Origin of the sequence: Cohaesibacter marisflavi (assembly GCF_963665895.2) — a bacterium.
Taxonomy (GTDB): domain Bacteria; phylum Pseudomonadota; class Alphaproteobacteria; order Rhizobiales; family Cohaesibacteraceae; genus Cohaesibacter; species Cohaesibacter marisflavi.
Genome location: NZ_OY762534.1, coordinates 4224622 through 4246671 on the forward strand (window position 1 = coordinate 4224622; position 22050 = coordinate 4246671).

The 22050-nt window shown below is 53.0% G+C and carries 19 protein-coding genes and 1 pseudogene; 1 reads left to right on the plus strand and 19 read right to left on the minus strand.

The annotated features are described in order from the left end of the window. The 15 genes from tssH to ACKPCT_RS19900 all read right to left on the minus strand — a co-directional run bounded on the left by tssH (position 1) and on the right by ACKPCT_RS19900 (position 16691). On the minus strand, positions 1-2703 hold the full coding sequence (gene tssH, locus ACKPCT_RS19830) for a type VI secretion system ATPase TssH (RefSeq protein ID WP_319567750.1): 2703 nt from the start codon (positions 2701-2703) through the stop codon (positions 1-3). A gap of 24 nt (positions 2704-2727) precedes the next feature. Then, positions 2728-3747, minus strand: a complete 1020-nt coding sequence (tssG, locus tag ACKPCT_RS19835) for a type VI secretion system baseplate subunit TssG (protein WP_090075093.1) — start codon at positions 3745-3747, stop codon at positions 2728-2730. Then, a complete protein-coding gene (tssF, locus tag ACKPCT_RS19840; RefSeq protein WP_319567751.1) occupies positions 3711-5585 on the minus strand; it encodes a type VI secretion system baseplate subunit TssF in 1875 nt (624 codons plus the stop codon). The genes tssG and tssF overlap by 37 nt, the downstream gene beginning before the upstream one ends. 4 nt (positions 5586-5589) lie before the next feature. Then, complete coding sequence (gene tssE, locus ACKPCT_RS19845; protein ID WP_090075018.1) at positions 5590-6084, minus strand: type VI secretion system baseplate subunit TssE; 495 nt, start codon at positions 6082-6084, stop codon at positions 5590-5592. Further along, on the minus strand, positions 6077-6916 hold the full coding sequence (locus tag ACKPCT_RS19850; RefSeq protein ID WP_319567752.1) for a type VI secretion system accessory protein TagJ: 840 nt from the start codon (positions 6914-6916) through the stop codon (positions 6077-6079). Before ACKPCT_RS19850 ends, tssE begins: the two co-directional genes overlap by 8 nt. A 69-nt stretch (positions 6917-6985) precedes the next feature. Beyond that, complete coding sequence (locus ACKPCT_RS19855; protein ID WP_319567753.1) at positions 6986-7528, minus strand: type VI secretion system tube protein Hcp; 543 nt, start codon at positions 7526-7528, stop codon at positions 6986-6988. Between the two features lie 75 nt (positions 7529-7603). Continuing rightward, on the minus strand, positions 7604-9094 hold the full coding sequence (gene tssC / locus ACKPCT_RS19860; RefSeq protein ID WP_319569444.1) for a type VI secretion system contractile sheath large subunit: 1491 nt from the start codon (positions 9092-9094) through the stop codon (positions 7604-7606). 15 nt (positions 9095-9109) lie between these two features. Next, complete coding sequence (gene tssB, locus ACKPCT_RS19865; protein ID WP_090075016.1) at positions 9110-9628, minus strand: type VI secretion system contractile sheath small subunit; 519 nt, start codon at positions 9626-9628, stop codon at positions 9110-9112. 70 nt (positions 9629-9698) lie between these two features. Beyond that, positions 9699-10757, minus strand: coding sequence for a type VI secretion system protein TssA (gene tssA / locus ACKPCT_RS19870; RefSeq protein WP_319567754.1), 1059 nt, complete (start codon positions 10755-10757; stop codon positions 9699-9701). Between the two features lie 53 nt (positions 10758-10810). Beyond that, positions 10811-12169 carry a serine/threonine-protein kinase gene (locus tag ACKPCT_RS19875; protein WP_319567755.1) on the minus strand — a complete coding sequence of 453 codons (1359 nt, stop codon included), beginning with the start codon at positions 12167-12169 and terminating at the stop codon, positions 10811-10813. Next, a complete protein-coding gene (locus ACKPCT_RS19880; RefSeq protein WP_090075013.1) occupies positions 12162-13034 on the minus strand; it encodes a Tll0287-like domain-containing protein in 873 nt (290 codons plus the stop codon). Before ACKPCT_RS19880 ends, ACKPCT_RS19875 begins: the two co-directional genes overlap by 8 nt. 67 nt (positions 13035-13101) lie before the next feature. Then, entirely contained in the window at positions 13102-14178 is a 1077-nt protein-coding gene (locus ACKPCT_RS19885) for a peptidoglycan-binding domain-containing protein (RefSeq protein WP_319567756.1), read from the minus strand. A 188-nt stretch (positions 14179-14366) separates the two neighbouring features. Then, the gene (locus tag ACKPCT_RS19890; RefSeq protein WP_319567757.1) at positions 14367-15533 is read right to left on the minus strand and encodes a S8 family serine peptidase; all 1167 of its coding nucleotides are present in this window, start codon (positions 15531-15533) and stop codon (positions 14367-14369) included. Between the two features lie 2 nt (positions 15534-15535). After that, positions 15536-16165 carry a hypothetical protein gene (locus ACKPCT_RS19895; RefSeq protein WP_319567758.1) on the minus strand — a complete coding sequence of 210 codons (630 nt, stop codon included), beginning with the start codon at positions 16163-16165 and terminating at the stop codon, positions 15536-15538. After that, entirely contained in the window at positions 16158-16691 is a 534-nt protein-coding gene (locus ACKPCT_RS19900) for an RNA polymerase sigma factor (protein ID WP_319567759.1), read from the minus strand. Before ACKPCT_RS19900 ends, ACKPCT_RS19895 begins: the two co-directional genes overlap by 8 nt. 963 nt (positions 16692-17654) lie before the next feature. On the opposite strand from ACKPCT_RS19900, the gene ACKPCT_RS19905 reads away from it, so the two are divergent. After that, positions 17655-18710, plus strand: coding sequence for a helix-turn-helix domain-containing protein (locus tag ACKPCT_RS19905; RefSeq protein WP_319567760.1), 1056 nt, complete (start codon positions 17655-17657; stop codon positions 18708-18710). 60 nt (positions 18711-18770) lie between these two features. Here ACKPCT_RS19905 and ACKPCT_RS19910 read toward each other — a convergent pair. The 4 genes and pseudogenes from ACKPCT_RS19910 to ACKPCT_RS19925 form a co-directional block, all read right to left on the minus strand. Further along, positions 18771-19055, minus strand: a pseudogene (locus ACKPCT_RS19910) (helix-turn-helix domain-containing protein); the annotation flags it as partial. A gap of 830 nt (positions 19056-19885) precedes the next feature. After that, positions 19886-20125, minus strand: coding sequence for a hypothetical protein (locus tag ACKPCT_RS19915; protein WP_319567761.1), 240 nt, complete (start codon positions 20123-20125; stop codon positions 19886-19888). Then, complete coding sequence (locus ACKPCT_RS19920) at positions 20125-20793, minus strand: ParA family protein (RefSeq protein WP_319567762.1); 669 nt, start codon at positions 20791-20793, stop codon at positions 20125-20127. Before ACKPCT_RS19920 ends, ACKPCT_RS19915 begins: the two co-directional genes overlap by 1 nt. A gap of 449 nt (positions 20794-21242) precedes the next feature. Continuing rightward, positions 21243-22004 carry an SDR family NAD(P)-dependent oxidoreductase gene (locus ACKPCT_RS19925; RefSeq protein WP_090075656.1) on the minus strand — a complete coding sequence of 254 codons (762 nt, stop codon included), beginning with the start codon at positions 22002-22004 and terminating at the stop codon, positions 21243-21245. Positions 22005-22050: the final 46 nt, after the last annotated feature.

A 22050-nucleotide genomic window follows, 5' to 3' on the forward strand; every position in this document is an offset into this window, starting at 1 on the left:
TCAGTCGAATGCGTAGGAGAAGTCGCCATCAGCCAAATCAATGGCAATGCGCTCGATTTGCTCGCCCTCAAGTTGGCGTGTCAGAAACTCTGTCGAGATAGCAGGGAGCATCGTGTTGGTGATGATGGCATCAATCATGCGGCCTCCGCTTTCCAGCTCCTGACAGCGCGAAACAATCGTCTCGATCACAGCGTCGGAATAAGTGAACGGTACCCCATAGGTGTCCTGCACCCGCTTGCGAATGCGTTCCAGTTGAAGGTCGGTGATCTTGCCAATCATCTCGGGGCTAAGCGGGTAGTAGGGAATGGTGACCATGCGTCCCAGAAGGGCTGGTGGGAATACCTTGAGAAGAGGATCGCGCAAGGCCTTGCTCATGCCATCAGGGTCTGGCATCAACTCAGGATCGGCGCAAAGATCCATGATCACTTCGGAACCGACATTGGACGTGAGCAAGATGAGCGTGTTTCTGAAATCGATCATCCGGCCTTCACCATCTTCCATGAAGCCTTTGTCGAAGACCTGAAAGAAGATTTCGTGGACGTCCGGATGGGCCTTTTCGACCTCGTCCAGCAAAATGACAGAGTAAGGCTTGCGACGCACGGCTTCTGTTAGTACGCCACCTTCGCCATAGCCGACATAGCCCGGAGGCGCACCTTTTAGGCTTGAGACAGTGTGGGCTTCCTGAAATTCTGACATGTTGATGGTGATGACATTCTGCTCTCCGCCATAAAGCACGTCGGCCAGTGCCAGCGCTGTTTCGGTTTTACCAACGCCGGAGGTTCCCGCCAGCATGAAGACACCGATCGGTTTGGAGGGATTGTCAAGACCGGCTCTGGAGGCTTTGACACGGGATGTAATCATCTCCATGGCATGGTCCTGACCGATCACCCGTTTGGATAGATGTGTTGCAAGATCAAGAACCGTGCGGATTTCATCCTTCACCATCCGCCCGACTGGAATGCCGGTCCAGTCGGCAACCACGGACCCCACGGCCTGTGCATCAACGATAGGCAGGATGAGGGGAGCCTCTCCCTGCAATTCTGAGAGCGCAGTTTGTTTTTCCAGCAGCAATGCGCGTGTTTCCTCACGCGTTGCAGCATCGTCTACAGAGGGCTCCGTCTCGTCTTGTGCGTCGTCGATGGTGTCGACAGGCCGGCCGGATGTCCTTAATTTTGCCCGCAACGCGAGGATTTCTTCAACGAGCGCTTTTTCAGCGTCCCAACGCTCCGTCAGGGTTTGAAGGCGTTCCGTTTCTTCCTCCAAGATTTTGGTTGTACGCTGTCGCCTTTCGTCAACGGGCAAACCGGCAGCCTCGTCGCGGCCAATGATGTCCAACTCGGTCTGGAGGGCTTCGATGTACCGTTGGCAATTATCAACGGGTGCGGGCACGGCATGAAGACTGATGGCTACACGGGCACAAGCCGTATCGAGCACACTGACGGATTTGTCAGGCAACAGCCTTGCCGGGATATAGCGAGCGGACAATTTAACGGCTGCTTCCAGGGCTTCGTCCAGAATTTGCACCTGATGATGTTTCTCCAACATCGCTGCCGTACAACGCATCATGAGAACGGCGCGCGCCTCATTCGGCTCATCAACCTGCACCACCTGAAAGCGGCGGGTCAAAGCAGGGTCTTTCTCGATATGCTTCTTATATTCCGCCCATGTGGTCGCGCCTATGGTTCGCAAGGTGCCGCGCGCCAGAGCGGGCTTGAGCAAATTGGCTGCATCGCCGGTTCCTGCTGCGCCTCCCGCGCCAACAAGCGAATGTGTTTCATCAACGAACATGATGATCGGTTTGGGGCTGGCCTGAACCTCTTCAATCACGCTTTTGAGGCGATTTTCAAACTCCCCCTTCATGGATGCGCCTGCCTGAAGGAGCCCGACATCCAGAGAAAGGACACGCGCCTCAGCAAGAGGGGCAGGTACATCACCGCGCGCAATGCGCAGGGCAAATCCCTCGACAACCGCCGTTTTGCCGACGCCCGCTTCGCCGGTCAGGATCGGGTTGTTCTGCCTCCGACGCATCAGCACGTCGATAACCTGCCGGATTTCTTCATCCCGCCCGACGATCGGATCGATTTCGCCTTGGCGCGCTTTCTCGGTCAAATCGCTACAGAATTGGGAGAGGGCATTGCCGCCACCAAGTTGGGCTGGGACGGCATTGGATGCCTCGCCGGGATCACCTGATAGTGCAACGCTTTTGTCATTTGCGGATAGCTTCTCTTCGGGAGATCCTGCCAGAAGGTCTTGATAATTTTTGCTGAAGTGATCCGCATCGATTTTGGCGAATTGTGGGGAGATCGTCTCGATGAGACGTTTGAGACTGGATGTCTTCAGAATCCCGAATAGCAGATAGCCGGTGCGCACCTGAGATTCTCCAAACAGTAGGGAAGCATAGACCCACGCGCGCTCGACGGCTTCTTCCAGATGAGGTGAGAGGTCGGAAATCGCCGTCGCACCTCTCGGCAGACTATCCAGATTCCGCACGACATCGGAAGCAAGACGCGATGCATCAAGGTCATAGTGTTTGATCAGGTGATGGAAATCGCTATCTTGCAATTGCAGGATCTGGTGGATCCAGTGAACGAGCTCGACATAGGGGTTGCCGCGCATCTTACAAAAAACCGTGGCGCTTTCGATGGTTTGAAACCCCAATTGGTTTAACTTGCCAAATAGGGCCACTCGGCTGATTTCTGACATGGATTCTTCCCTGTAAAGTCGTGCTCACAGCGCATGATGCGTCGGAGCCGTAATATGTAGATCGTCGGCATCCTCATCATCCCGAGTGCCAATCCAGCTTGTCTGTCCCAGAGCACTGTTCGCGCCAAGAATGGTTGGTGGCACCTCTTCCTTTTTGAGGATGAGATTGACGTCCCACTCCAGAGTGTCTCCTGCATAAGTGCGGACGATGGCGCCAAGGCGCTTGATGCTTCGGCCCCCCGGGAGCAGACGCTCATAGTCTGCAAGAGATAGCGGACCGATCCGAATGCGGAATTTGGCTTCTCGGGACCAGACTTTCTCGCCAAGGTTGGCGCCTTGTCCAAGGGCCACAGCGCCCAGACGTCCGCGATCATGGGGTTCCAGATGAAGCCAGCTACCAACGAAGCTTTCAATGGTTATGGGCGCATTGAAAAACCGCTTCAGGATGGCAACCAGGCCGGATTCGTTGCGAGGACTTGCCGACAGAAGGCCCGAAAAATGCCGACGAGCCAGATCCGGCATGGCGTCACGGCAATTGAAGGCCTCGCCAGCGACGCCCGCGATGGCGTCAAGCTTTTCTCCGAAGGGATCATCGTCAACGCGATCAAAGGACGGAGCCGGTTCGCCTGTTGTCCACGCGCGATAAAACAGGGAGATCATGCGATGGTGGAACATGTCAGCAAAGGCCACAAAGGTCGGGTCATGCTGGTTGCGCAGGCGATCTCTGGCATATTCCGTCAAATGCAGAGGCAAGGCTCCGTTGGGGCCAAACAGACCGAACGCATGTTGCGTTAAACGGGGGGAGCCCGTCTCCGGATTGCTTTTAAAAGCTGCAATGGTCGAACTTGGAAAAGCAAGCTCTGGTTCCTGACCGAAGCGCACCGCATCCTCAGAGGGCCTGCGGGAGCGACCAAGGCGTGGATTGTTGGCATAAACGGTCTCGATCAGACGTAAGGCCTGAAACAGATGATGTGTTTGTGGGGAGTCCTTGAGGCCTTCCAGACGGCTCAGATCAGGACCCGCCTCCCGCTCTTGGCTGGCCATCGTCGGATGTCCCCTCTTTGTTGTGAATGGATGACGGTCTCGGTGAAGCTGTTGAGCGTGACATATTTGGCGAAAAAGGAGTCAAGAACTGCGCCGAGCAGATAGCAGCCCGTGCCTTCAAAGAAGCTGTCGTCAAATCCCAATCGAATCTCCAATCCGCGGACTGCTGTGGAAAGCGGTCCGTCAGCCATGCGGCGGACAATTGGACGGGAGGAAACACTGATCAGTCCCTCCATTTGCTTGGCTATGGTGGCATCGCCCGAGGGCGTGTAAATGCCGAGAAGTTCGCGAAGAGCTGCCGCTCCGGTTCCCCGATCCGCGTCGGATAGAGAAAGATAGTTGAGGCTTAAATGGCTGATCAACTGCCAGGCACGATTTCCCTCGGTCAACCCCTGATGTGGACGGGTTGGTGGCACAATGGCGCGGATTTCCGCGACCGGCCCGCCATCCGGTAATGTGAAGTCGGTGTCGCCTGAGCCAACAGGGGTTAGGAGTGGCAAATCCCTGTTTGTGCAAAGAGCTGTCACTGCCAGTTGCTTGATCTGTCCGGGATATGGCGCCTGAGTGCGATCACACAACGAGACGTAAAGCTCGGACCCGAGATAAGAGGTGCGAATGCCCTTCAAGCGTTGCTTCTCAGACCGCTGGCGCATTCGTCTGCGGACATTGAAGTAGGCCGTATGCGTTTCCCCAAACGGAGTGAAGTCTTCTGCGCTGTAAAAGGGGCGGAATGGAACGTCGTCAGCGCCTTCGCTGGCTATGCCTGTGACACTTTCCAACTGGAAGATTTCAAAGTCCAATGGTGCGGTACGATCCACCTGAATATGATGATCAATTTCAGTGCCGGCTATACGGGTGCGATCGCAGCGTTTGGAAAACAGATTGATCGCTGGAACCGCATGCAAGTCGAAGCTCTCCTTGCTCACTGACTTGAGCTCGGGATTTTCATCTTCCAGCAGAATGTACAAGTCGAGTTCATTGTCGCCGCACCGGTGGACTGCCTTTTGTATGCCTCCCAGGTCAATGAAGAAAAACCGCTCGGGCATGGCGAAATATTCCTGAAGCAGGCGATATCCCTCAAACGACTGACCCGGCGTTGGCAGAAGACTCTCTTCCGCTTCAAAACCGCGGGGGGAGATGTCCTTGCCAAGAAGCTCTGTCCAGTCGGCCCGTCTGTCCGTCGAGCGACCGGCTATTGCAACAGCCCGGCTGAGGATCGCCTCATATAGTCGCCATGGCTCGGCACCGGAGCCGGAAAGAAACAGGGTCAGTTTTTCAAGCGGAAGCGTGTTGATCGGAAGCCCTCCGGCATGTCTGAGGCGTATACGCACCGCAGATTTTGCCTGATTGCCTTTTCCCAGCCCTGCCGCGACGAGTTCGCCTCGCCCCATCACAAACTCAGCCTCGGAAATCTCCAAAGGCCACAAGGTCGTGTCCTGAGCGGTACTGAACTGGCAAGCGGTTTGCTCTCCGTCAACAATTCTTCCGCGCAGGATTGTGCCGCGCTTGACCGTATATCCTTCTTCAAGGCCACCTTGCGAAATATCCGGTTTGAGGCGAGCAATCATCATCGAAGGAGTCGGCGCGAGGACATGCGGATATACGATTTCCAACAGATTTTGCGTGAAAACCGGATATTGCAAATCCAGTTCCAACTGAACGCGTGCAGAAAGAAAGGCAAAACCCTCAAGCAGGCGTTCCACATAAGGATCAAACACTTCTGTTTGCTTCATGCCCAGCCGTGCAGCAATCTTCGGGTAGGCTTCGGCAAACTCTCCACCCATCTCACGGATATAGTCGAGTTCGCTCTCATAGTGTTTGAGCAGTCGGGTATCCATGTTGCTACACCTGTTTGATTGTCAAATCGCCGTTGGTCACATCCAGAGCGGTGCGTAAATAAAGATCAACCGGAACCGGTTTGGCCCACAGTTCCCCTCGGATGTCGAAGGCAATGACGGCATCGCTATCGGTTTTTTTTCGAAAAGGGGTAACCTCGATGGTTTCCCGCAGAATTCTGGGCTCGAAAACTTCAATTGCCTTGCGGATCGTTTGCTGGATCGAGGCAATTCGTCCCTGTGTGTTCCCCGTCCCGGAGAGATTTGAAATGCCGAAATTCACAACCGATGCGGCAGTATTGGGGAATAGATCGAGATCATGCATCGCCTCGATATTCGAACAGTTGAGAAGCCAGGTGAGATCTCTGTGAATGATTTTTCTCAACCTGTTTATGTCGATAAATTGTTCCGCTTCGCTGTCGATGTCTCGCCCGGGCGCTTCATCGGTCAAACGGTCGAGCAGGGAAGGCTGCAATCGTTCTGCTAGCAGAAGATCAGCCATGGTCACCTCCTGATCGTTCAGGTGGACTTGTTCGGTCCGCTGTTTCGTCAAGCACAAGCTCACGAACATCCATCAAGGCAAAGTCTGATTGATCGGTGGCAAAGAGGCGTTGCCCGAGCCCGGATGCTGTCAGGTTGCCATTGCCTTCCTGCCATGAAGTCGATGCCGAGAGCAGAAGCTGATTGTCTTTGGACCCTGTCGTTCCGACATAACGGGTCGGGATCAGACCAACAGCATCTCCTCCGTTTGACCATGTAATGGTCGCAGGCATCCAGACACGATCTCGCAGATCGCTTGGTGCCTCTATATGCACCTGTCTCATCACTGAAAAGGGCGCCCAGAAATAACGGCCGTTGACAATGACTTCCAGTATCGGCCCCAATCGAGGATCCGCATCGGCAATCCACCCGAAGGGTTGGCCGTCCAGCTGCCCTCCAATGGCGGGCGCCACTTCGAAGGCATGTGCACGCAAGTCTGCGGCGGCGGCCATGTTTCCGGATGCTTCATATTTGAGAGCCTCGATCATGGACGCGATCCAGTCCTCCGGCTCGCCAAAGATCAGTGGTTGTTTCGTCCCTTGAAAAACCTCGTTCCGATATAGTTCGCAAATGATCGCGGTCCGGTACATTTGCGCCATGGCATTGGCTTGAGGATCGAGAGTGGCACAGGTTTTCAACTGTTGAACCGCACGTTGCCATGCTCCCATGATGCAAAGCAGCTGGAACAGGAAGATGCGTAAGCTGGCATCTTGAGGTGTCTTGCGGATGTCATCCTGCAAAGCGCTCAAAGCTCCTTCCAGATCGCCTTCCTTGAACCTTTGCTCTGCTATCATGACGTTGCCACCTTTGGTTCGGGGTAGCCCGGCGCCATAGCGCCGGGACATTCATTTCTGACTGGCGAATTAGATCCCGGCTGCGTATTTGTTTGTGTTGAGAACGCGGCTCCAGACGGCTTCGGCACCGCCGGAGACAGTCGGCTTTTTCACCTTGCCGTCTTTGCCTTGCTGGAAATATTCGATCTTGATGGCGCCATATTCGAAGGTGAGATCCTCTTCGAGAATGTCGTCGCCATCCGAGCCGTTCCACCCCATGTCTGTGACATAGACCATCATGAAACTGATTTTGAGGACCGTGGCTCCAGACGATTTTTCCGAACCGCCCGAGCGGCGCAATTCCAGGATGGCTTCGTCATAGTGGGTGCCCCGGCACATCTGCTGGAACAGGGCGCAGGATGCTGTATCGGTCCGTTTCTTGATTGTGAAGGGCTTGAAGGTTGCTTTGCCCGACCCGCCACCGCCGGTAGCCGATCCGATATTGGCTGTGTTTTCAGCGCCGAAGCCGAATTCGGTCAACTCGAATGCGTCATGTTTGCCCATGAATGAGTCGAGCGTTTCACCATGTGGTTTGTCTTTGTCTTTGAAGTAAAGGAAGGCGTCATAGGCCATGATATGTTCCTCTTGATGAAGTGCGAATTTTCATGATGTGTTGGAACCGGAGCGTTCGTATCGCTCCGGTAATGCTTACTGTCCCCTTTGAGACGGCAGCTTTGAAACCAGCCGGAGTGAGACCGACAGGCCTTCCAGCTGATAGTGCGGTCTCAGGAAGAACTTGGAGCTGTAATAGCCAGGGTTGCCCTCAACTTCCTCAACCACGACTTCGGCTGCTGCCAGAGGATGTCGCGCTTTTTCGTCTTCGTGAGACGTCTCTGCATTGAAGTCGACATATTTGTTGATCCAATCCTGCAACCATTCCTGCATGTCGTTGCGTTCTCGGAAGGACCCCACCTTGTCGCGCACGATGCATTTCAGATAATGGGCAAAGCGACATGTGGCGAAGAGATAGGGCAGGCGCGCCGCAAGATTGGCGTTTGCCGTGGCATCGGGATCGTCATATTCTGCCGGCTTTTGAAGGCTCTGTGCCCCGATAAAGGCTGCCAGATCGGTGTTCTTGCGATGGATGAGCGGCATCATGCCATTCTTGGCAAGTTCCGCTTCCCGACGATCCGAGATGGCGATCTCGGTTGGACATTTCATGTCAACGCCACCGTCGTCTGTCGGGAAGGTGTGCGTTGGCAGCTCATCAACAGTGCCGCCGGACTCGACGCCGCGAATACGTGTACACCAGCCATATTCCTTGAAGGAGCGGGTTACGTTGCGCGCCATGCCATAGGCGGCATTGACCCAACAATATTTGTCGGAACTGGCCCCTTCTGTGTCTTCCTCAAACGAAAATTCATCAACCGGGTCTGTCTTCTCGCCATAAGGATGGCGCCCGAGGAAGCGGGGCATAGCAAGGCCCAGATAGCGGCTGTCTTCGCTTTCTCTCAGAGACCGCCATGCGGCATATTCAGGGGTCTGGAAAATCTTGGTCAGATCGCGCGGGTTCGCCAATTCGGACCAGGAATCCATCTGGAACAGGGAGGGCTCGGCCGCTGTCAAGAAGGGAGCGTGCGCAGCCGCTGCAACCTTTGATATCTCGCCAAGAAGCTCGACATCGGGAGGGCTGTGATCGAAATAATAGTCGCCGACAAGACAGCCGTAAGGCTCACCGCCAAATTGACCATATTCCTCTTCGTAGAGCTTTTTGAAGATGGGAGACTGATCCCAAGCCGTGCCTTTGAATTTGCGCAAGGTCTTGGAGAGGTCCTTTTTAGAGATGTTGAGGACGCGGATCTTCAGCATCTCGTCGGTTTCAGTGTTGTTGACCAGGAAATGCAGGCCGCGCCAGGCGCTCTCCAGCTTCTGGAAATCCTGATGATGCAAAATGAGATTGACCTGCTCGGTGAGCTTTTTGTCGATCTCGGCGATGATACCTTCGATAGAGCGCAAGGCGTCGTCAGAGACCAGTGCTTCATTCTGCAATACCTGCTCGGCAAGAGTGCGCACCGCTTCTTCCACGGCCGTCTTGGCCTGATCAGATTTGGGACGGAATTCTTTCTGCAAAAGAGAAGCGAATTCTGAAGAGCCGAAGGCGCTTTGCGTATCAACTGAGGCCCCGGCGGTCTGGTTCATTGTTTCACTCATCACTCATTCCTCGCTCTGTGCGCTGTCGCTGCTAGAAGCCGGGGTCGAAGCCAATGCCCGCAAAAGGCTGGGGTCCTGAATAATCTGTGCCATCAGATTTTCAGCGCCTGTCTTGCCATCCATGTAGGTGGTCAGGTTGGAAAGCTGGGTTCGTGCATCGAGCAGTTTCTTCAAGGGCTCAACTTTCTGTGCTATTGCAGCAGGTGAAAAATCGTCCAAGCTCTCGAAGGTGATATCGACTGCCAGATTGCCTTCACCGGTCAGTGTGTTGGGAACAGTGAAGGCGGCTCTGGGCTTCATCGACTTCATGCGCTCGTCGAAATTGTCGACGTCAATCTCAAGGAATTTGCGATCAGCGACTGCTGGCAGTGGCTCTTCGGATTTGCCCGAAAGATCGGACATGACACCCATCACGAAAGGCAATTGAACGGACTTTTCTGCTCCATAGAGCTCCACGTCATATTCAATCTGTACGCGTGGGGCGCGATTGCGCGCTATAAATTTCTGGCTGCTGTCGGCCATATCAAGGCTCCCCTGTCTAACTGGCTATGTGTGGTCCCTGACGCACGAAAAGGTTCATGCGAAACGTGATTTATTCGTCATTTTCTTCAATGCCGCCGATCAGCGAGACATTCTCCACGCCTTGAGGAGCCATGTCTTGCATGATGGTAAAGAAGTCCGCAGAGATGAGACGGCGGGCACGCGAAAGTAGAAGCGGCACGGGACTGGACGGTTCATGGCGGGCGTAATAGTCAATGATCCGGTCTATCGCCCGTCTGACATCTTCAGGGGAGTGGATTGCTCCTGAAGCCGCAGTTGAAGCCGCAGATGCGGCAGACGCCGGGGCGTCTGAGGAGATTTCGTGTCCATTCAGATCGCCTTCATCGCCCATTTCTGCATTGTTTGGGGAAAGGACTGTACCGGTATAGGCCTCGATCTGCTTTTTCATCAAGCTGAGGATCTCTTTTAGAGGATCGAGGTCTGGGCCCAGCGTGCCGATCTGTTCATCAAATTCCGAAGAGATCGCCGTCACATGCTCAAGGCATGCGGTAACTGCGGCAACGAGTGCTTCGATATGGGAGGCATCGGTATCCTGAAAGGCTGCGGAAATGGTCTGCGGTGTCGGTACACTATCCATATCCGACGGAGCGGATATTTCACCTTGCGCTATTTGAAGATCCCTTAGGCTGAAAAGGCCGAAGGTGCGGCTTTCCGCGAGTGGCACCATGCGTAGGGAGGCCAAGAGGCTTTCTCGATCTGTCAGCCCCATCACAGCATTGACGCGCATGGTTGGGTCGTTGTCATCCTCCTCATCGAGTTGCGGATGGACACTGTCCCAATAGTCGCTAAGACTTCTGCGGATATACTCCAGAACCGGTTCGAAGGAGAGAAGGCCGCCGGTGCGCAATGACGCATTGGCCAGCATCACGGCAACACGTATATCCCTTGTTCTTGCAAGGAGTTCTTTCGCAGCCTTCTCGACCTCGGAAAAATCAGGGTCTTCTGCAGGAATGAACGCGTCCCCCACGACCCGCTCCTCGCCCGGTTCGTTGGCCAGTGTCAGAGCTATATAGTCTGGGTTATATTCAAGGTCCATCCCGCTCGGAGCATCGTCTCCGAAACTGCGCAGCAATTCATCCAGATCGAGCATGTGGGCTCCTTACGATTGATGGCTCTGCTATCCGGGAGCCAGGTTGCGAGGAATTAGCGCAGCAGCTTTTCTGCGGCATTGACGAAATTCTGTCGTTCGGCATCATCATCGATATGCTCGGAAAGCTGTCTGATCAGTTCTTGCGAAGAGCCAGCCGTTTGAGCTGATTTTTTAACGACTACGCGCGCGATCGGTCCAAGCTCGGTTGTCATGAGACTTGTCAGTGTCTGCAAATATTCGCTCGAGAATGCGTCTGTTGCCGCTGTTTGGTTATGTGTGTCTGCCAATGCCTTGCGCATGATGTGGCGCAGATCGTCACGTTCCTTTTCATCGTCGAACTCCCGTAACACTGTCGCGATCATCTCTTCGGTGCTGGTGGCATTCGCCGCTGCCCGGCGGGCAATCACTTTGCCGATTGGTCCGATGTTGGAGGTGAGGTGATGCTCGACCTTGCGCATGCTTTGTTCGCTCATCCGGTCGAGCAGGGTATCAGGTGAAGCGCCGGCCTTGCGCTTGGTCGGGTGAGGCGGCGGTGCTATGTCTATAAGGCCTGTGCGGTCTGCTGTGGGCATGATGCGGGACAGCGCTTCGCGCATTTGCACCGCGCCTTCAAAGCGTTCCTCGGGATCAACGCTCATGGCCTTGAGCACGACGGCGTCAAGCTCCGGGCTGATCGAGGGAATATGGGTGCTCGGTGGTGTGATCTGTCCGTTGCGCATTGCTGCGAACAAGGCTTCTGCGCCACCTCCCTTGTAGGGCTTGCGACCTGTCAGCAATTCATACAGCAGAATGCCGCAGGCGTAGATATCAGCCCGTGCATCGACTTCGCTTCCGGTGAGCTGTTCAGGCGCCATGTATGCTGGTGTGCCGACCATGCCTGCTCCGGTGGCCTCCATGGCAGTGAGCCGGGCAATTCCGAAATCGGTCAGTTTGACGACGCCATCATCAGCCAGCATCACATTGGCTGGCTTAAGGTCGCGATGCACGATACCGGCCGCATGGATGCAGGCAAGGCCGGAGAGAATTTGCGATATGATCGCGTGGATCTCTTCGAGCGGCAGCGCCTCGGGCGCATCACGTCTATCCTCCAGCGTGATAGAACGAACGCGCTCCATCACGAGATAGGGCACACCATCTTCTTGCAGATAGTCGAAAATTGTCACCAGATTGGGGTGCAAAACGCGGCCGCCAGCCCGTGCTTCGCGGGCAAAGCGCTCCAGCCAATCCTGACCACCAGATTCGTTGATCAGGTGTTTATGGATCGTTTTGATGGCAACCGGCCGACCAATGTCAGGATCCTGACCGGCATAGACCATGCCCATCGCGCCCTCTCCAAGAATACCCTCTATGCGATATTTGCCGATGAACCGACGTGCGCCGGCCCCTGGTGCGATGATAGTGGAATCAGTCATCGATCATGCTCATGGCTCGTTCGAGACTGCGTCTCACACGATTGAATGAAAGGGAAAGGGAACTGATTTCGTCATTGCCCGGCTTTTTATATTCCGGCACTGAGAAGTCGCCCATGCTCACTTTTTCCGCCGCTGATGACATCAGACGGACAGGACGCAGCACAATGCGGCCGAGCATGAAGTTGGTGATGGCGAAGACCAGAATGAACACGACAGTGAAGCCCGCGATCAGAATGATGCCGGTTTCTCTTGCGCGTTTGTCTGCAATGGCCATGGGGGCCGTGATGATCTGCGCGCCGACGGTCTCTCCAAGTTTCCAGCCAAATCCGTGATCCGGTCCATATAGATCGATCATTGCAGGGGGGGCCGCATCCGGGGTCGAATGGCAGGCAAGACACCCCTTTTGCTTGATGGTCAGAGGGAAGGCTATGGTCAGGAACTTGTTGCCTTCCTTCTCGACGATTGTCGAAATCTGTTCAAGATCAGGATCGTCTCTCAACTGATTGATGAGCGACTTTTCCAATTCATTTGGCAGATCAGCCAAATTGGTCGGATCAAGCGCGGCTTCCTTGTAGTCAAACTCGGGAAACTGCTTTTGCAGGGTTGCAAACACGGTTTGTGCCGAGAAGGCGGCAACCGTTTCTGGCAGAAAGAGAACGTCGTTATTGTCAGACAGGAGCGGATCGATATTGTTGACCGTATAAGACCGGACCGCCAGCGCGTTGGCTCGCACCAGATTAGCCGACCTTTTGACTTCTTCAACGGCTGATTTCTGCACAATCGAATAGGAAATCGCGGCAGCTGCCAGCAGGCCGATAAGGCAAGCCAGGAACAGGGCGATGTTATATTTGAGGCGCAAGCCCATGGGTCGTTATCCTCTATTTCTCTTCCGAGTAGCTAGTGATGAGTTGCGATAAATGGTGCTGTTGCACCTATGAACTCAGGTCCAGCAACTGCCTTCGTGTGAGTATTCCGGTCTGTTTCTCGGAGCGGCTTTTTTGAAAAGCCTCGATTGCCTCTCTGGTTTGAGGGCCGAAGATGCCGTCGACCAATCCCTTGTAGAGTTGCTGGTTTCGCAGCGCGCGCTGAACCGTCCGTTTGGCAGCGCGCGACAGGGTTTGTTCCAGAAGCTCCAGTTCTTCCAGAGATTCCTCTGCAGAGGCCGCAGGCGCAGCCGGCTTGTTTGTGAGGGCACTGTCTGATGTCTGGAATTGTGATGCCGGGTCTGAAGGAGCTATCAGAGCACTATCCTGCTTTGGACCACCGGTGTCCTGTGCGTCCGAGCTGTCTGGGGCGTCTATTGCCTCAGACACCGGAACTGGCAAGGCCACCGGTTCCGGTTCGGCTTTCGGGGGGAGGCGAAGAAAGATCCGGTTGCGTGGCAAGTCCGAGATGGAGATGCCGTCCTTTACAAGCATGTCGCTCAGCAGGGTTCCGATCTCGACCTCGCTTTTTTCAGAGCTTTTTTCCATGGCCGCCAGAACGGGGGCAAAGGTCTCTGGCGTTGAAATCAGGACCGGACTTGCCCCCAGCACCGCTTCGGGGGCATTGGTCACGTTGCTCAGGCCGTCAAGCAAGCGGTCTTGTGGCACAATCGTAATGACAACTGCTCCGCCCTGTTCGGCTTGCACGGCAGAACGGGAAAAGGCTTGTATGGGGATGGCTTGGGTGAAGAGGTCTGTCGGCCGTTTAAGCGTGGCTCCTTTGGGAAGAATGAAAGGCCGTCCCTCGAAATTGACCGCTGGCACATCAAGATAGATGAAGGTGGCTCGTGCGCTGGAAGCTTCCCGCGCAAAACGCATCAAAATCGATCGCAGCTGGGCGTTGTTCGGGTCGTGGGCCCTTAGTGTTTCCGCCCCCATCAACTGCAACTGGGTTTGCATATCATCTGCGCGTTGCGCCCCGCCGCCGACAGAAACAACCAACGCGACGACACGGTCAGTTTGGGCTGCTGCCGGCATAGCCCAGATGGCCATTGCCAAAATCATCGGAACGATGCGCGCTTTCATGGAAACTCCCCTTGAGCCATTGTGCTGTCAGTCTATGAGTGCTGAAAGAAACTGATCTGGTTCACGGCAAGGGTAAAAAAGACCAAACACGCCCAAAAGGCGTGCCAGCAACGCATGTCGAAATGCCTGAAACAGGGAGAAGCAAAAGGAGAAGGAGCCCAAGACGGGAACGGCTAATAGGTGGGTGACTACTTGCAGGAAACCGTGTCTTTTGCCTCGCTATGCAGCACAGCACAGGCATCGATCATCGGATCTCCGTTGCGCTGTCTGACCGAAGCATGCAGGGCATGGGCGAGGGTCTCGGTGGGAAGGTCCGGGTGCAAGGCCAGCAGAAGCGCCAAAATACCCGATACGTGAGCCGCAGCAACCGATGAACCGGAAACATAGCGATAGTCGTTATGCGGTGCTGTGCTGATCACATCAACAGACGGCGCCGGTATGCTGGCTTTTGTCGGGCCACCTGCGGCGATAACGCCTGAAACTGAAGCAGGAAAGGTTGCCACACCATCTTCCCCCCATGCCGCAACCACCACGATATTTTTCTCTATTGCTGACTGGATAAGCTCTTCCAGAAGCGGGTCTGGAGGCCCTCCCAAACTCAGGTTGATGACGTCAAAGTCATTCAACAGAGCAAAATTGAGCGCTCTGGCGAGAGAAAAGCTGTTGCATTCTCCCTGCTCGTTCGGGGCTTGCCAGCACGCGCGTAAACTCGTCAATTCAGCCGTTGGTGCAACGCCGACAATACCGGTCGCGTTGGCAACGTCGGCAGCAATAATGCCTGCTATTGCCGTGCCATGGTCTTCTGCAACGATCGTTTGTCCAACCCCGACAAAGTCTTTGGCTGGTGTCAGACGGCCCAGAAGATCGGGATGGCTTGCGTCGATCGCAGAATCCACCACAGCAACGCGAACGCCAGATCCTGTTGAATAGCGCTGCGCTGCGACGGCATTGATTTGTGTCAGCGCCGTCTGGATAGGGAAGAGCGGGTCTGAATAGCGGCTTTCGAGCGTCTTGAAATCCTGCATTCTCTGAACGGTTCGGATTTGCTTGTCCGCTTGCATCCGGGCAATCAGGCTATCCATATCTGCTTGCTGATTTGCCTCCACTACGAAGCAATGGACTGCGATGGACTTGAGAGGCCACTCGGCAGTCAGTGTTACGCCGAACCGGGCCGCGATCTCACTGGCTGTCTGGTCGAGCTTCGTCTTGTTAGCCAGAGGCACCGTCAGGATCAAATGGGTTTTGGTTGCAATTGCGTTGGCCGGTTTCAGCAAGAATGGCTGAGACTGGGCAAAGGCGGGATATGTCAGGCCAAGGATGAATAGAAAAATGGCGGAGAGAGCGAGCCGTCTCATTGTCAGTCCGCCGGAGAAGCAAAGATGATTTCGGGTGCGCTCATCAGGGCTTTCGAAAGCGCGGCAAGATCTTCGCCCTGTTTGGGCTTGGTTGTATAAACGCCGGTCTCGGTTGGACCGCTCTGAATCTCAAGCCCATATCTGGACAGGATCGATGGCAAAGAGTCTGTATCGACGTCTGGGCCAATCTGAAACTTAATCGTTGCTTGCGAATTGGTATCGGTGCTTGTCAGTGTCTGGAAAGTGTTATTGCTTGTCGTTGGAACGAAGACCGCAATTGCCAGAAGGCATGCAACCGCCCCAGCGCCACCAATAAGGAATCCCGTCTTAAATTTACCAAGCCAGCTCCAAAGATTGAATGCCGGTTTGCTGCGAGGCTTTTCAGCTTCGATTTGAGCGCGCAACATTTCCCAACTGCGCGAGACGGGTGCTTCAAAAGGGTCGGCGGTGGCGACATGCTTGGCGAGCTGCTGTTGGCGGGCAACTTCGAGCGCAAAGTCATGGTTGTTAACCATGCGGCTTTTGACAGCATTATGCTGCTCGGAGGACAAGGTTCCGTTCACATACCATGGAATAAGGTCCCACAGATCATCATGATTGTCGTCCGACGAAGAATTCCTGGTCTTAAGCAACTTCGTTCTCCGAATAATTTGGCGCATCTTCAGACAAAAAACCTCTAAGACGTTTTCTTGCCGTCATCATGCGCGTTTTCACTGTTCCCACCGGACAGTCCAGAATTTCCGCAATCTCCGTATAAAGATAGCCGTTGTAATAGGTCAATTCAACAACAGCACGGAGTTCAGGCGTCAACTGCTGCAGAGCGCTGGTCAGGTCCTTCCTGTTCATGACCGTCTCAGCGACATTCTGGCCGTCATCTATGAGCGTTTCCTCTAGCAGAACATGGCCTTTATGCCGACTGAGCTTCTGCCTTTGCTTGAGTGATAGTCGATAGGCAATGCCGAATATCCAGGAGGACGCCTTAGATCGTCCTTCGAACCGGCTTCCTGTGCGCCATACGACCATCAAGGTTTCATTGGCCACTTCTTCTGCGGCCTCAGTACTATCCGTGATGCGCCGTGCGAAATGCATCAGTTTCGGAAAGTATTTTCCATGCAATTGTTCAAAGGCTTTTATGTCGCCAGTTGCAACGGCAGCCAAGAGTGCTTCATCAGTTTGTGGTGCCGCTCCCCTGGGGAGGGACTTTGTTGATTTGGGTCTATGCATACTGAACGTTCACTTTGCTGTCTTCAGTGATAAGTGTCTCCCAGTCTTCGAAAGGTTCATCTCTTTGCGAAAAATGGATGCAAAACACGGAATGTGAATTTGAAGAGCTCGTCGGGGCTTAGGACCGGCGATGCATTTGGGCAAAGTGAAGGTTCTTGGTGTTTGCTCGCTTCACTGTTTCAGTCGCATTTTTATTATTGATTTTATGTTTGTTCATTGTCGTTCCCCTGATTGTCTCAATGTGACTATTTTTGAGAACGCTATGCTTGAGAGCTAGACGAAGAGTCCCGTTTGTTGCCCAAATATTTATCGCTACGCCAAATATCCCTGCTCATGCAAAGAGAGCTGATGTGATCAGCCCTTAAAGCCGCAAACTTATCAAACATACCGTTGCTACTTGTTTTTTGAGTTGCCATTTTCTGGCGAGAAATCTCAAAATATTAGTATTGATACTGCTTGGAATGGTATTGAAGAATAACAGTTGCGAGGTTCTTTGGGAGCCACCAGGAATTTACAGCGCGTGCAAATATCATTGCCGTTTGTGCAAAGCAGGGCTGTTTTTGGTGTTCTTGGAAAGTGAACGGTGGCGCTTGCTTTGTTCTTAAACCGGAGTGATTTGGCGGGGAATTACTAAAAGAAGAGAATGAGATAGCTCTTTTAGCCGGTGTGATGGGTGGAAATAGAGGGCCGGTAGCAATCCAGCCAGTGTCTCCTGTTCACATGCTTTTTACCAAAGCCTTATGCGAAGCGTCTTGAGAATGGATTTCACTTGATTGTATGTGAAGGTACCTACAAAATTGACGTGTAAGTTTCAATGTCTCACGCAATTAGTGAATTTAAGATATTTTGGATTTGTTGATCGGCTGTCAGCATTATTGATATTCAGGAGTAACTGCAATGGAAACAAGCGAAGCCCAGTTACACGAACAATTGCAGGGCAAGAAACCTGTTCCCAGTTTGAAATTCTCCACTGAGCCTTTTCAGAAAAAGGAGCAATTTGATGCCTGGTGTGATTTCACGACAACAATGAGTGATCTGAAATCTGTCGCTCCTGTGACGGAAGGATTTAGAGGGCGCGTCAGCTCTTATCATCTTGATCGGTTGTTATTGACCAACTTTGAACTTTCTCCGATGAGTTTCACCTTCACAAAAGAGATTGTACGCAAATCCAACTTTGATCACTGGTGTTTGAGCATCGCGACGAAGGGGTCAGCTCTTTCCCAAAGCGATACAGGCAGTTTCAGAGCAACTCCCGGAAAGTTGGTTCTTCACTCTTACGCAAAGCCGTTTGTTGGTGCGATGGATGACATCAGCTATGCCGGACTGTTTTTCAGTCGAGATGATTTTTGGGATATTGCGGATGCCCTTGATCAAAACGAGCATCAAGAGGTTAGCGGGCCTATGTCTAGTATCGTCGGTGACTTTATTCTTTCCTTGAATAACCGGATAGACAGTTTGACCCGCACTGAATCTATTGCTGTCAGTGAGGCTTTTGGTCATCTCGTAAGAGCGATGGTGCATCAAACACCAGATGCATTAGAAGAAGCAAAAGCACCAATCGCGGCTGCGCAATTTGATCGCGCCCGCCGCTTTATCGCCAATAATCTGAAATCACCAAACCTCTCGCCAGAAATGATCTGTGCCGGTTTGGGAATCTCCCGACGTCAGCTTTACTATCTTTTTGGAAGACATGGTGGAGTGGTCAATTTCATAAGAAACCGACGTCTGGCCGCCTGTTACAATGCGCTCACAAGAGGCGACGAAAAGAAACTTGTCAGCTCTGTTGCTTATGAATTTGGTTTCACAAACAGCTCAACTTTTTGTCGGCAGTTTCAATCGCGTTACGGATTTAGCCCAACGGAGGCGCGCTCCGCATGGTTGAGCCGCCAGAAACTTCCTGGCGAAGAAAACGGTACTCTGAGTGACTGGCTTGGATGGCTGAGTGACGCGTAACTGCTGAATCCTCCTTTGTCAAATCAACCCAATCTGTCCCATAGGCGCTGAGACGGAACACACGGTCGTGTATCCACCGTCATAGCCCATTTCGGAGATTTCTCTCATGAGACGCCGCCCTGACAAATCTGGATACTGGGTAACGCGCTCACGCAAGTAGTTGTGATAGCCATCAAGCTTGCTGCCACGAGGCAACCGGGGGCCATAAACTGGCGCCTCCAATCCCAGATCCAAGTATTTGCGTACGGTTTTGCGGTCACAGCCAACCTGGCGAGCAATGGCACTCACGCTCAGGCCTTGGCGCTTTAAATCCTGTATCAAAACAATTTCCCTCAATCGGATCATTCCTTATCCCCCACCGCAATGAGGGTATTCCGGATGAAAAATGCGCGATTGCCAACTGTGAGGGGCATGCCCCTCACAGTTGGCAGCGATGCGCCAAACTGGGGAATTTTAAGTTGCCCGTTTTGGGGAGATTAAACCTGCCACTAATACGAGGCAACAAGCTTCTCTTTTTCCGCGGCTGTGCAGCGTATTGTAATCACCTTGGTAAGGTGATTTTCAGGTGCGCTGTCGGTGAGGTTCGAAGGGGAGGCAGACCTCTCATCGCAAGGCTCCGTGTTGTCATCCACGGGTGTCCTTGCTTCCTGATTTTGGCTCATAATTCCCTCGCACGGATTTTTGTGGTTGAGGGATATGCTGGATAGGTCTTAAGCGATGAAGGGCGGCTGAGTTTAAGGTGAGATATAATCTGCACGGATCCTGTTGGAATCGTGTTTGATCTCGCTTTCTGGCGTGGGTGTCTGCTCCAATTGGTCAGGTGATGTTGGGGGAGTGTCCAACTGGCAGATATCTTTTGGCGTATGGATTATGACCATCTTGGTTGCGATGGCCCCGATGGGAGGAATTCATAAAACTTCTCCTGAATAAACGATGTTACGGAGAGGCCAAAATCTGTTCGACTGAATTTAAAAAAACAGGTGCCGAAGATTTGTCGGTCTCTCTTCAGGGAAGTGATTTCCTTTTTAAGAAAATAAAAATTGAATTCAAAAAAAATTTAAGAAGCTACTTTACGGATTGTTGGCCGATAAAATTTGATGCGCTGGACCGAGGCTGATTTGATATAGCCTCGATCAATTCTTGTTTATCATTGCACCCAATTTGGGTGGTGGGGGTTATGGATTTCTTGCTCGCCATTCTTTCCAAACCAAATTCCAGAGTTGGCTTTTGGTTATGCCATGTACCGCGCTGTAGATTCTGAATTCCCGTAAGGTTTCTTCCGAAACAGCTATATTGAGCTGTCTCTTCGCGCCCCTTGGGCGCTTGGCCAGATTGTTTGTCGTTGCAACCTCAAGGTCTTTGTCGGGGCTGCCTTTACGGTTTGGATTGTCGATACTGGGCTTTTTGAGCTTCATCACAGTTCTCCTGCTTGTTCCTGATTGGCGTCACAAAGCTCTTTCATTAGCGATTGGAAGAATACACGGGCGCGATTATTGAGCTCTCCGAGCCATGTTTCCGTTACAGCCCGGCCACTATCGCTTGCCCGACGGTAGGTCACCATGTCGCGCAGTTCACCTGATGCCACGCGATAACCAGTCTGTTCGAGATAGTTTCTGGCTTCTGAGTTTTCCAGCTCACTGGTGCCGACGCGGTTCAGGCCGAAGACGATAATTCGGCGCGATATGCCATTTTTCTCGAGCTCATTGGCCAGTTGAATAGTCGGGATAAGGTCGTCGCGCGATGTGCCAGTTGGGATGATGACAACATCCGCAGCCTGAGCAACGCGTAGCGTGTCGCGGGATGCATTGGGGGCACCATCGACGATAACGATGTTATAGTTGCCTGCATCCGCCAACACCTGTTCGGGGCTGGCGTATGGTCTGGCAACGATATCTGGCTTACTGGCATTTTGCTCGCGCCATTGAGACCATCTAAAGGCGGTTGCTTGCGATGGATCCAGATCGGCAAGCAGCCCTTTCCAGCTGCAACCATCCATCAATGCAAATTCGACCGCGATCATGCGGGCAATCGTGCTTTTGCCGACCCCTCCCTTCTGGGAAACAACAGAGATTATATAGGGCATCGGCTATTCCTTCCATTTTTCGTTGAGAATGAGAAATGGAATGGAAATGGACTCGGTTTTTTCAGGATTAAAACGCAAAAGCGAATTTTATTTAAATTTTTTTGAATGGCCCTGGGGGGCAAACTGATAATTCTGGTCCATCTGGTCTGGAATTGTGGCTGGGCCAGCTATTTGTCTGCATAGAAATATAGAAATATAGAAATATAGAAATATAGAATAGTAGGTTTATAGAAAGCTTGTGCCCAGAGACTTCACATATGTAGCCCCTATCGATGTGGTTGCTTCCTCCGGCATCGTAGAATGATGGGATTGCTGTGAAGGGCGGGGAGCGGTCGTTCGCCGTAAATGTGCGATTTCTGATGCTGCAGGCTCAAGTGGCCATTCGACAATTCATTTTAGCTGCCCTCTGCAATCGTATCAGCGTTTAAGATCAAAGGGCGTTTTAGGATTCAGTTAACCAACCCACTTAGCCGGGCCAAGTGTTTTAGCAGAGTATTCTGAAACTCCTGATTTCTCACCTTGGCGTCCGGGGCTCGTGGTTTCATGTGATGCCAATATTGTCCCGACTGCAGTGTAATGGCGTCATTGGACGTTGCTAGCCAACATTGGGTGACGTGTGCCAATTCTAGTGGGTCTGAAGCTGATGCCCCTCCCATTCGCGTAGGAACCCATCCTGGGTCAACCGTTTGATAAACTATATTGGGACAAAGTCGGGCAAGCGCTGCAGAGAGCGTTGTGACGCTCAATTTACTCTCGCCGTAGGCCTGCGATCCCGACCAGCGGCGGCTACGCCACTCAAGGTCTTCCAGTATTTTGTTGTGGCCGAAATGCATGCTACTGCCGGTAAAGATATGACGCGCTGCAGGCAAAAGCTTTGATAATAGATAGGGAGCCAAAGCGTTGACTGCGAGGACTTGTAAATGTCCTTCCGTGGTTTCCTTACGACATGATCCGCCAAGGATACCCGCATTGTGAATTACCGCGTCTATGGGGCTGAAAGATGCTGCTTGATCAACGATCCTGCGAACGTCCGCCATCAAAGACAGGTCACCAATGACGACCCCCTTTGCTCCTCCGGCGAGATCACCAAAGCTTTCGGCGCGGTTAGCGTTTCGCGCATGCAGAATGACGCCGTGCCCTTCGTCAAGAAGGAGCTTTGCTGCATTGAGGCCTACGCCCTGCGTGCTACCAGTGATCAGTATATTCGCCATCTTGTTCTATCCTTTTATATCTGCCAGCAGCAATTGACCCTTAAGC

Coding starts and splice junctions, on each gene's coding strand:
- tssH (WP_319567750.1), bottom strand. CDS start 2,703: ATGTCAGAAATCAGCCGAGTGGCCCTATTTGGCAAGTTAAACCAATTG.
- tssG (WP_090075093.1), bottom strand. CDS start 3,747: ATGGCCAGCCAAGAGCGGGAGGCGGGTCCTGATCTGAGCCGTCTGGAA.
- tssF (WP_319567751.1), bottom strand. CDS start 5,585: ATGGATACCCGACTGCTCAAACACTATGAGAGCGAACTCGACTATATC.
- tssE (WP_090075018.1), bottom strand. CDS start 6,084: ATGGCTGATCTTCTGCTAGCAGAACGATTGCAGCCTTCCCTGCTCGAC.
- ACKPCT_RS19850 (WP_319567752.1), bottom strand. CDS start 6,916: ATGATAGCAGAGCAAAGGTTCAAGGAAGGCGATCTGGAAGGAGCTTTG.
- ACKPCT_RS19855 (WP_319567753.1), bottom strand. CDS start 7,528: ATGGCCTATGACGCCTTCCTTTACTTCAAAGACAAAGACAAACCACAT.
- tssC (WP_319569444.1), bottom strand. CDS start 9,094: ATGAACCAGACCGCCGGGGCCTCAGTTGATACGCAAAGCGCCTTCGGC.
- tssB (WP_090075016.1), bottom strand. CDS start 9,628: ATGGCCGACAGCAGCCAGAAATTTATAGCGCGCAATCGCGCCCCACGC.
- tssA (WP_319567754.1), bottom strand. CDS start 10,757: ATGCTCGATCTGGATGAATTGCTGCGCAGTTTCGGAGACGATGCTCCG.
- ACKPCT_RS19875 (WP_319567755.1), bottom strand. CDS start 12,169: ATGACTGATTCCACTATCATCGCACCAGGGGCCGGCGCACGTCGGTTC.
- ACKPCT_RS19880 (WP_090075013.1), bottom strand. CDS start 13,034: ATGGGCTTGCGCCTCAAATATAACATCGCCCTGTTCCTGGCTTGCCTT.
- ACKPCT_RS19885 (WP_319567756.1), bottom strand. CDS start 14,178: ATGAAAGCGCGCATCGTTCCGATGATTTTGGCAATGGCCATCTGGGCT.
- ACKPCT_RS19890 (WP_319567757.1), bottom strand. CDS start 15,533: ATGAGACGGCTCGCTCTCTCCGCCATTTTTCTATTCATCCTTGGCCTG.
- ACKPCT_RS19905 (WP_319567760.1), top strand. CDS start 17,655: ATGGAAACAAGCGAAGCCCAGTTACACGAACAATTGCAGGGCAAGAAA.
- ACKPCT_RS19915 (WP_319567761.1), bottom strand. CDS start 20,125: ATGAAGCTCAAAAAGCCCAGTATCGACAATCCAAACCGTAAAGGCAGC.
- ACKPCT_RS19920 (WP_319567762.1), bottom strand. CDS start 20,793: ATGCCCTATATAATCTCTGTTGTTTCCCAGAAGGGAGGGGTCGGCAAA.
- ACKPCT_RS19925 (WP_090075656.1), bottom strand. CDS start 22,004: ATGGCGAATATACTGATCACTGGTAGCACGCAGGGCGTAGGCCTCAAT.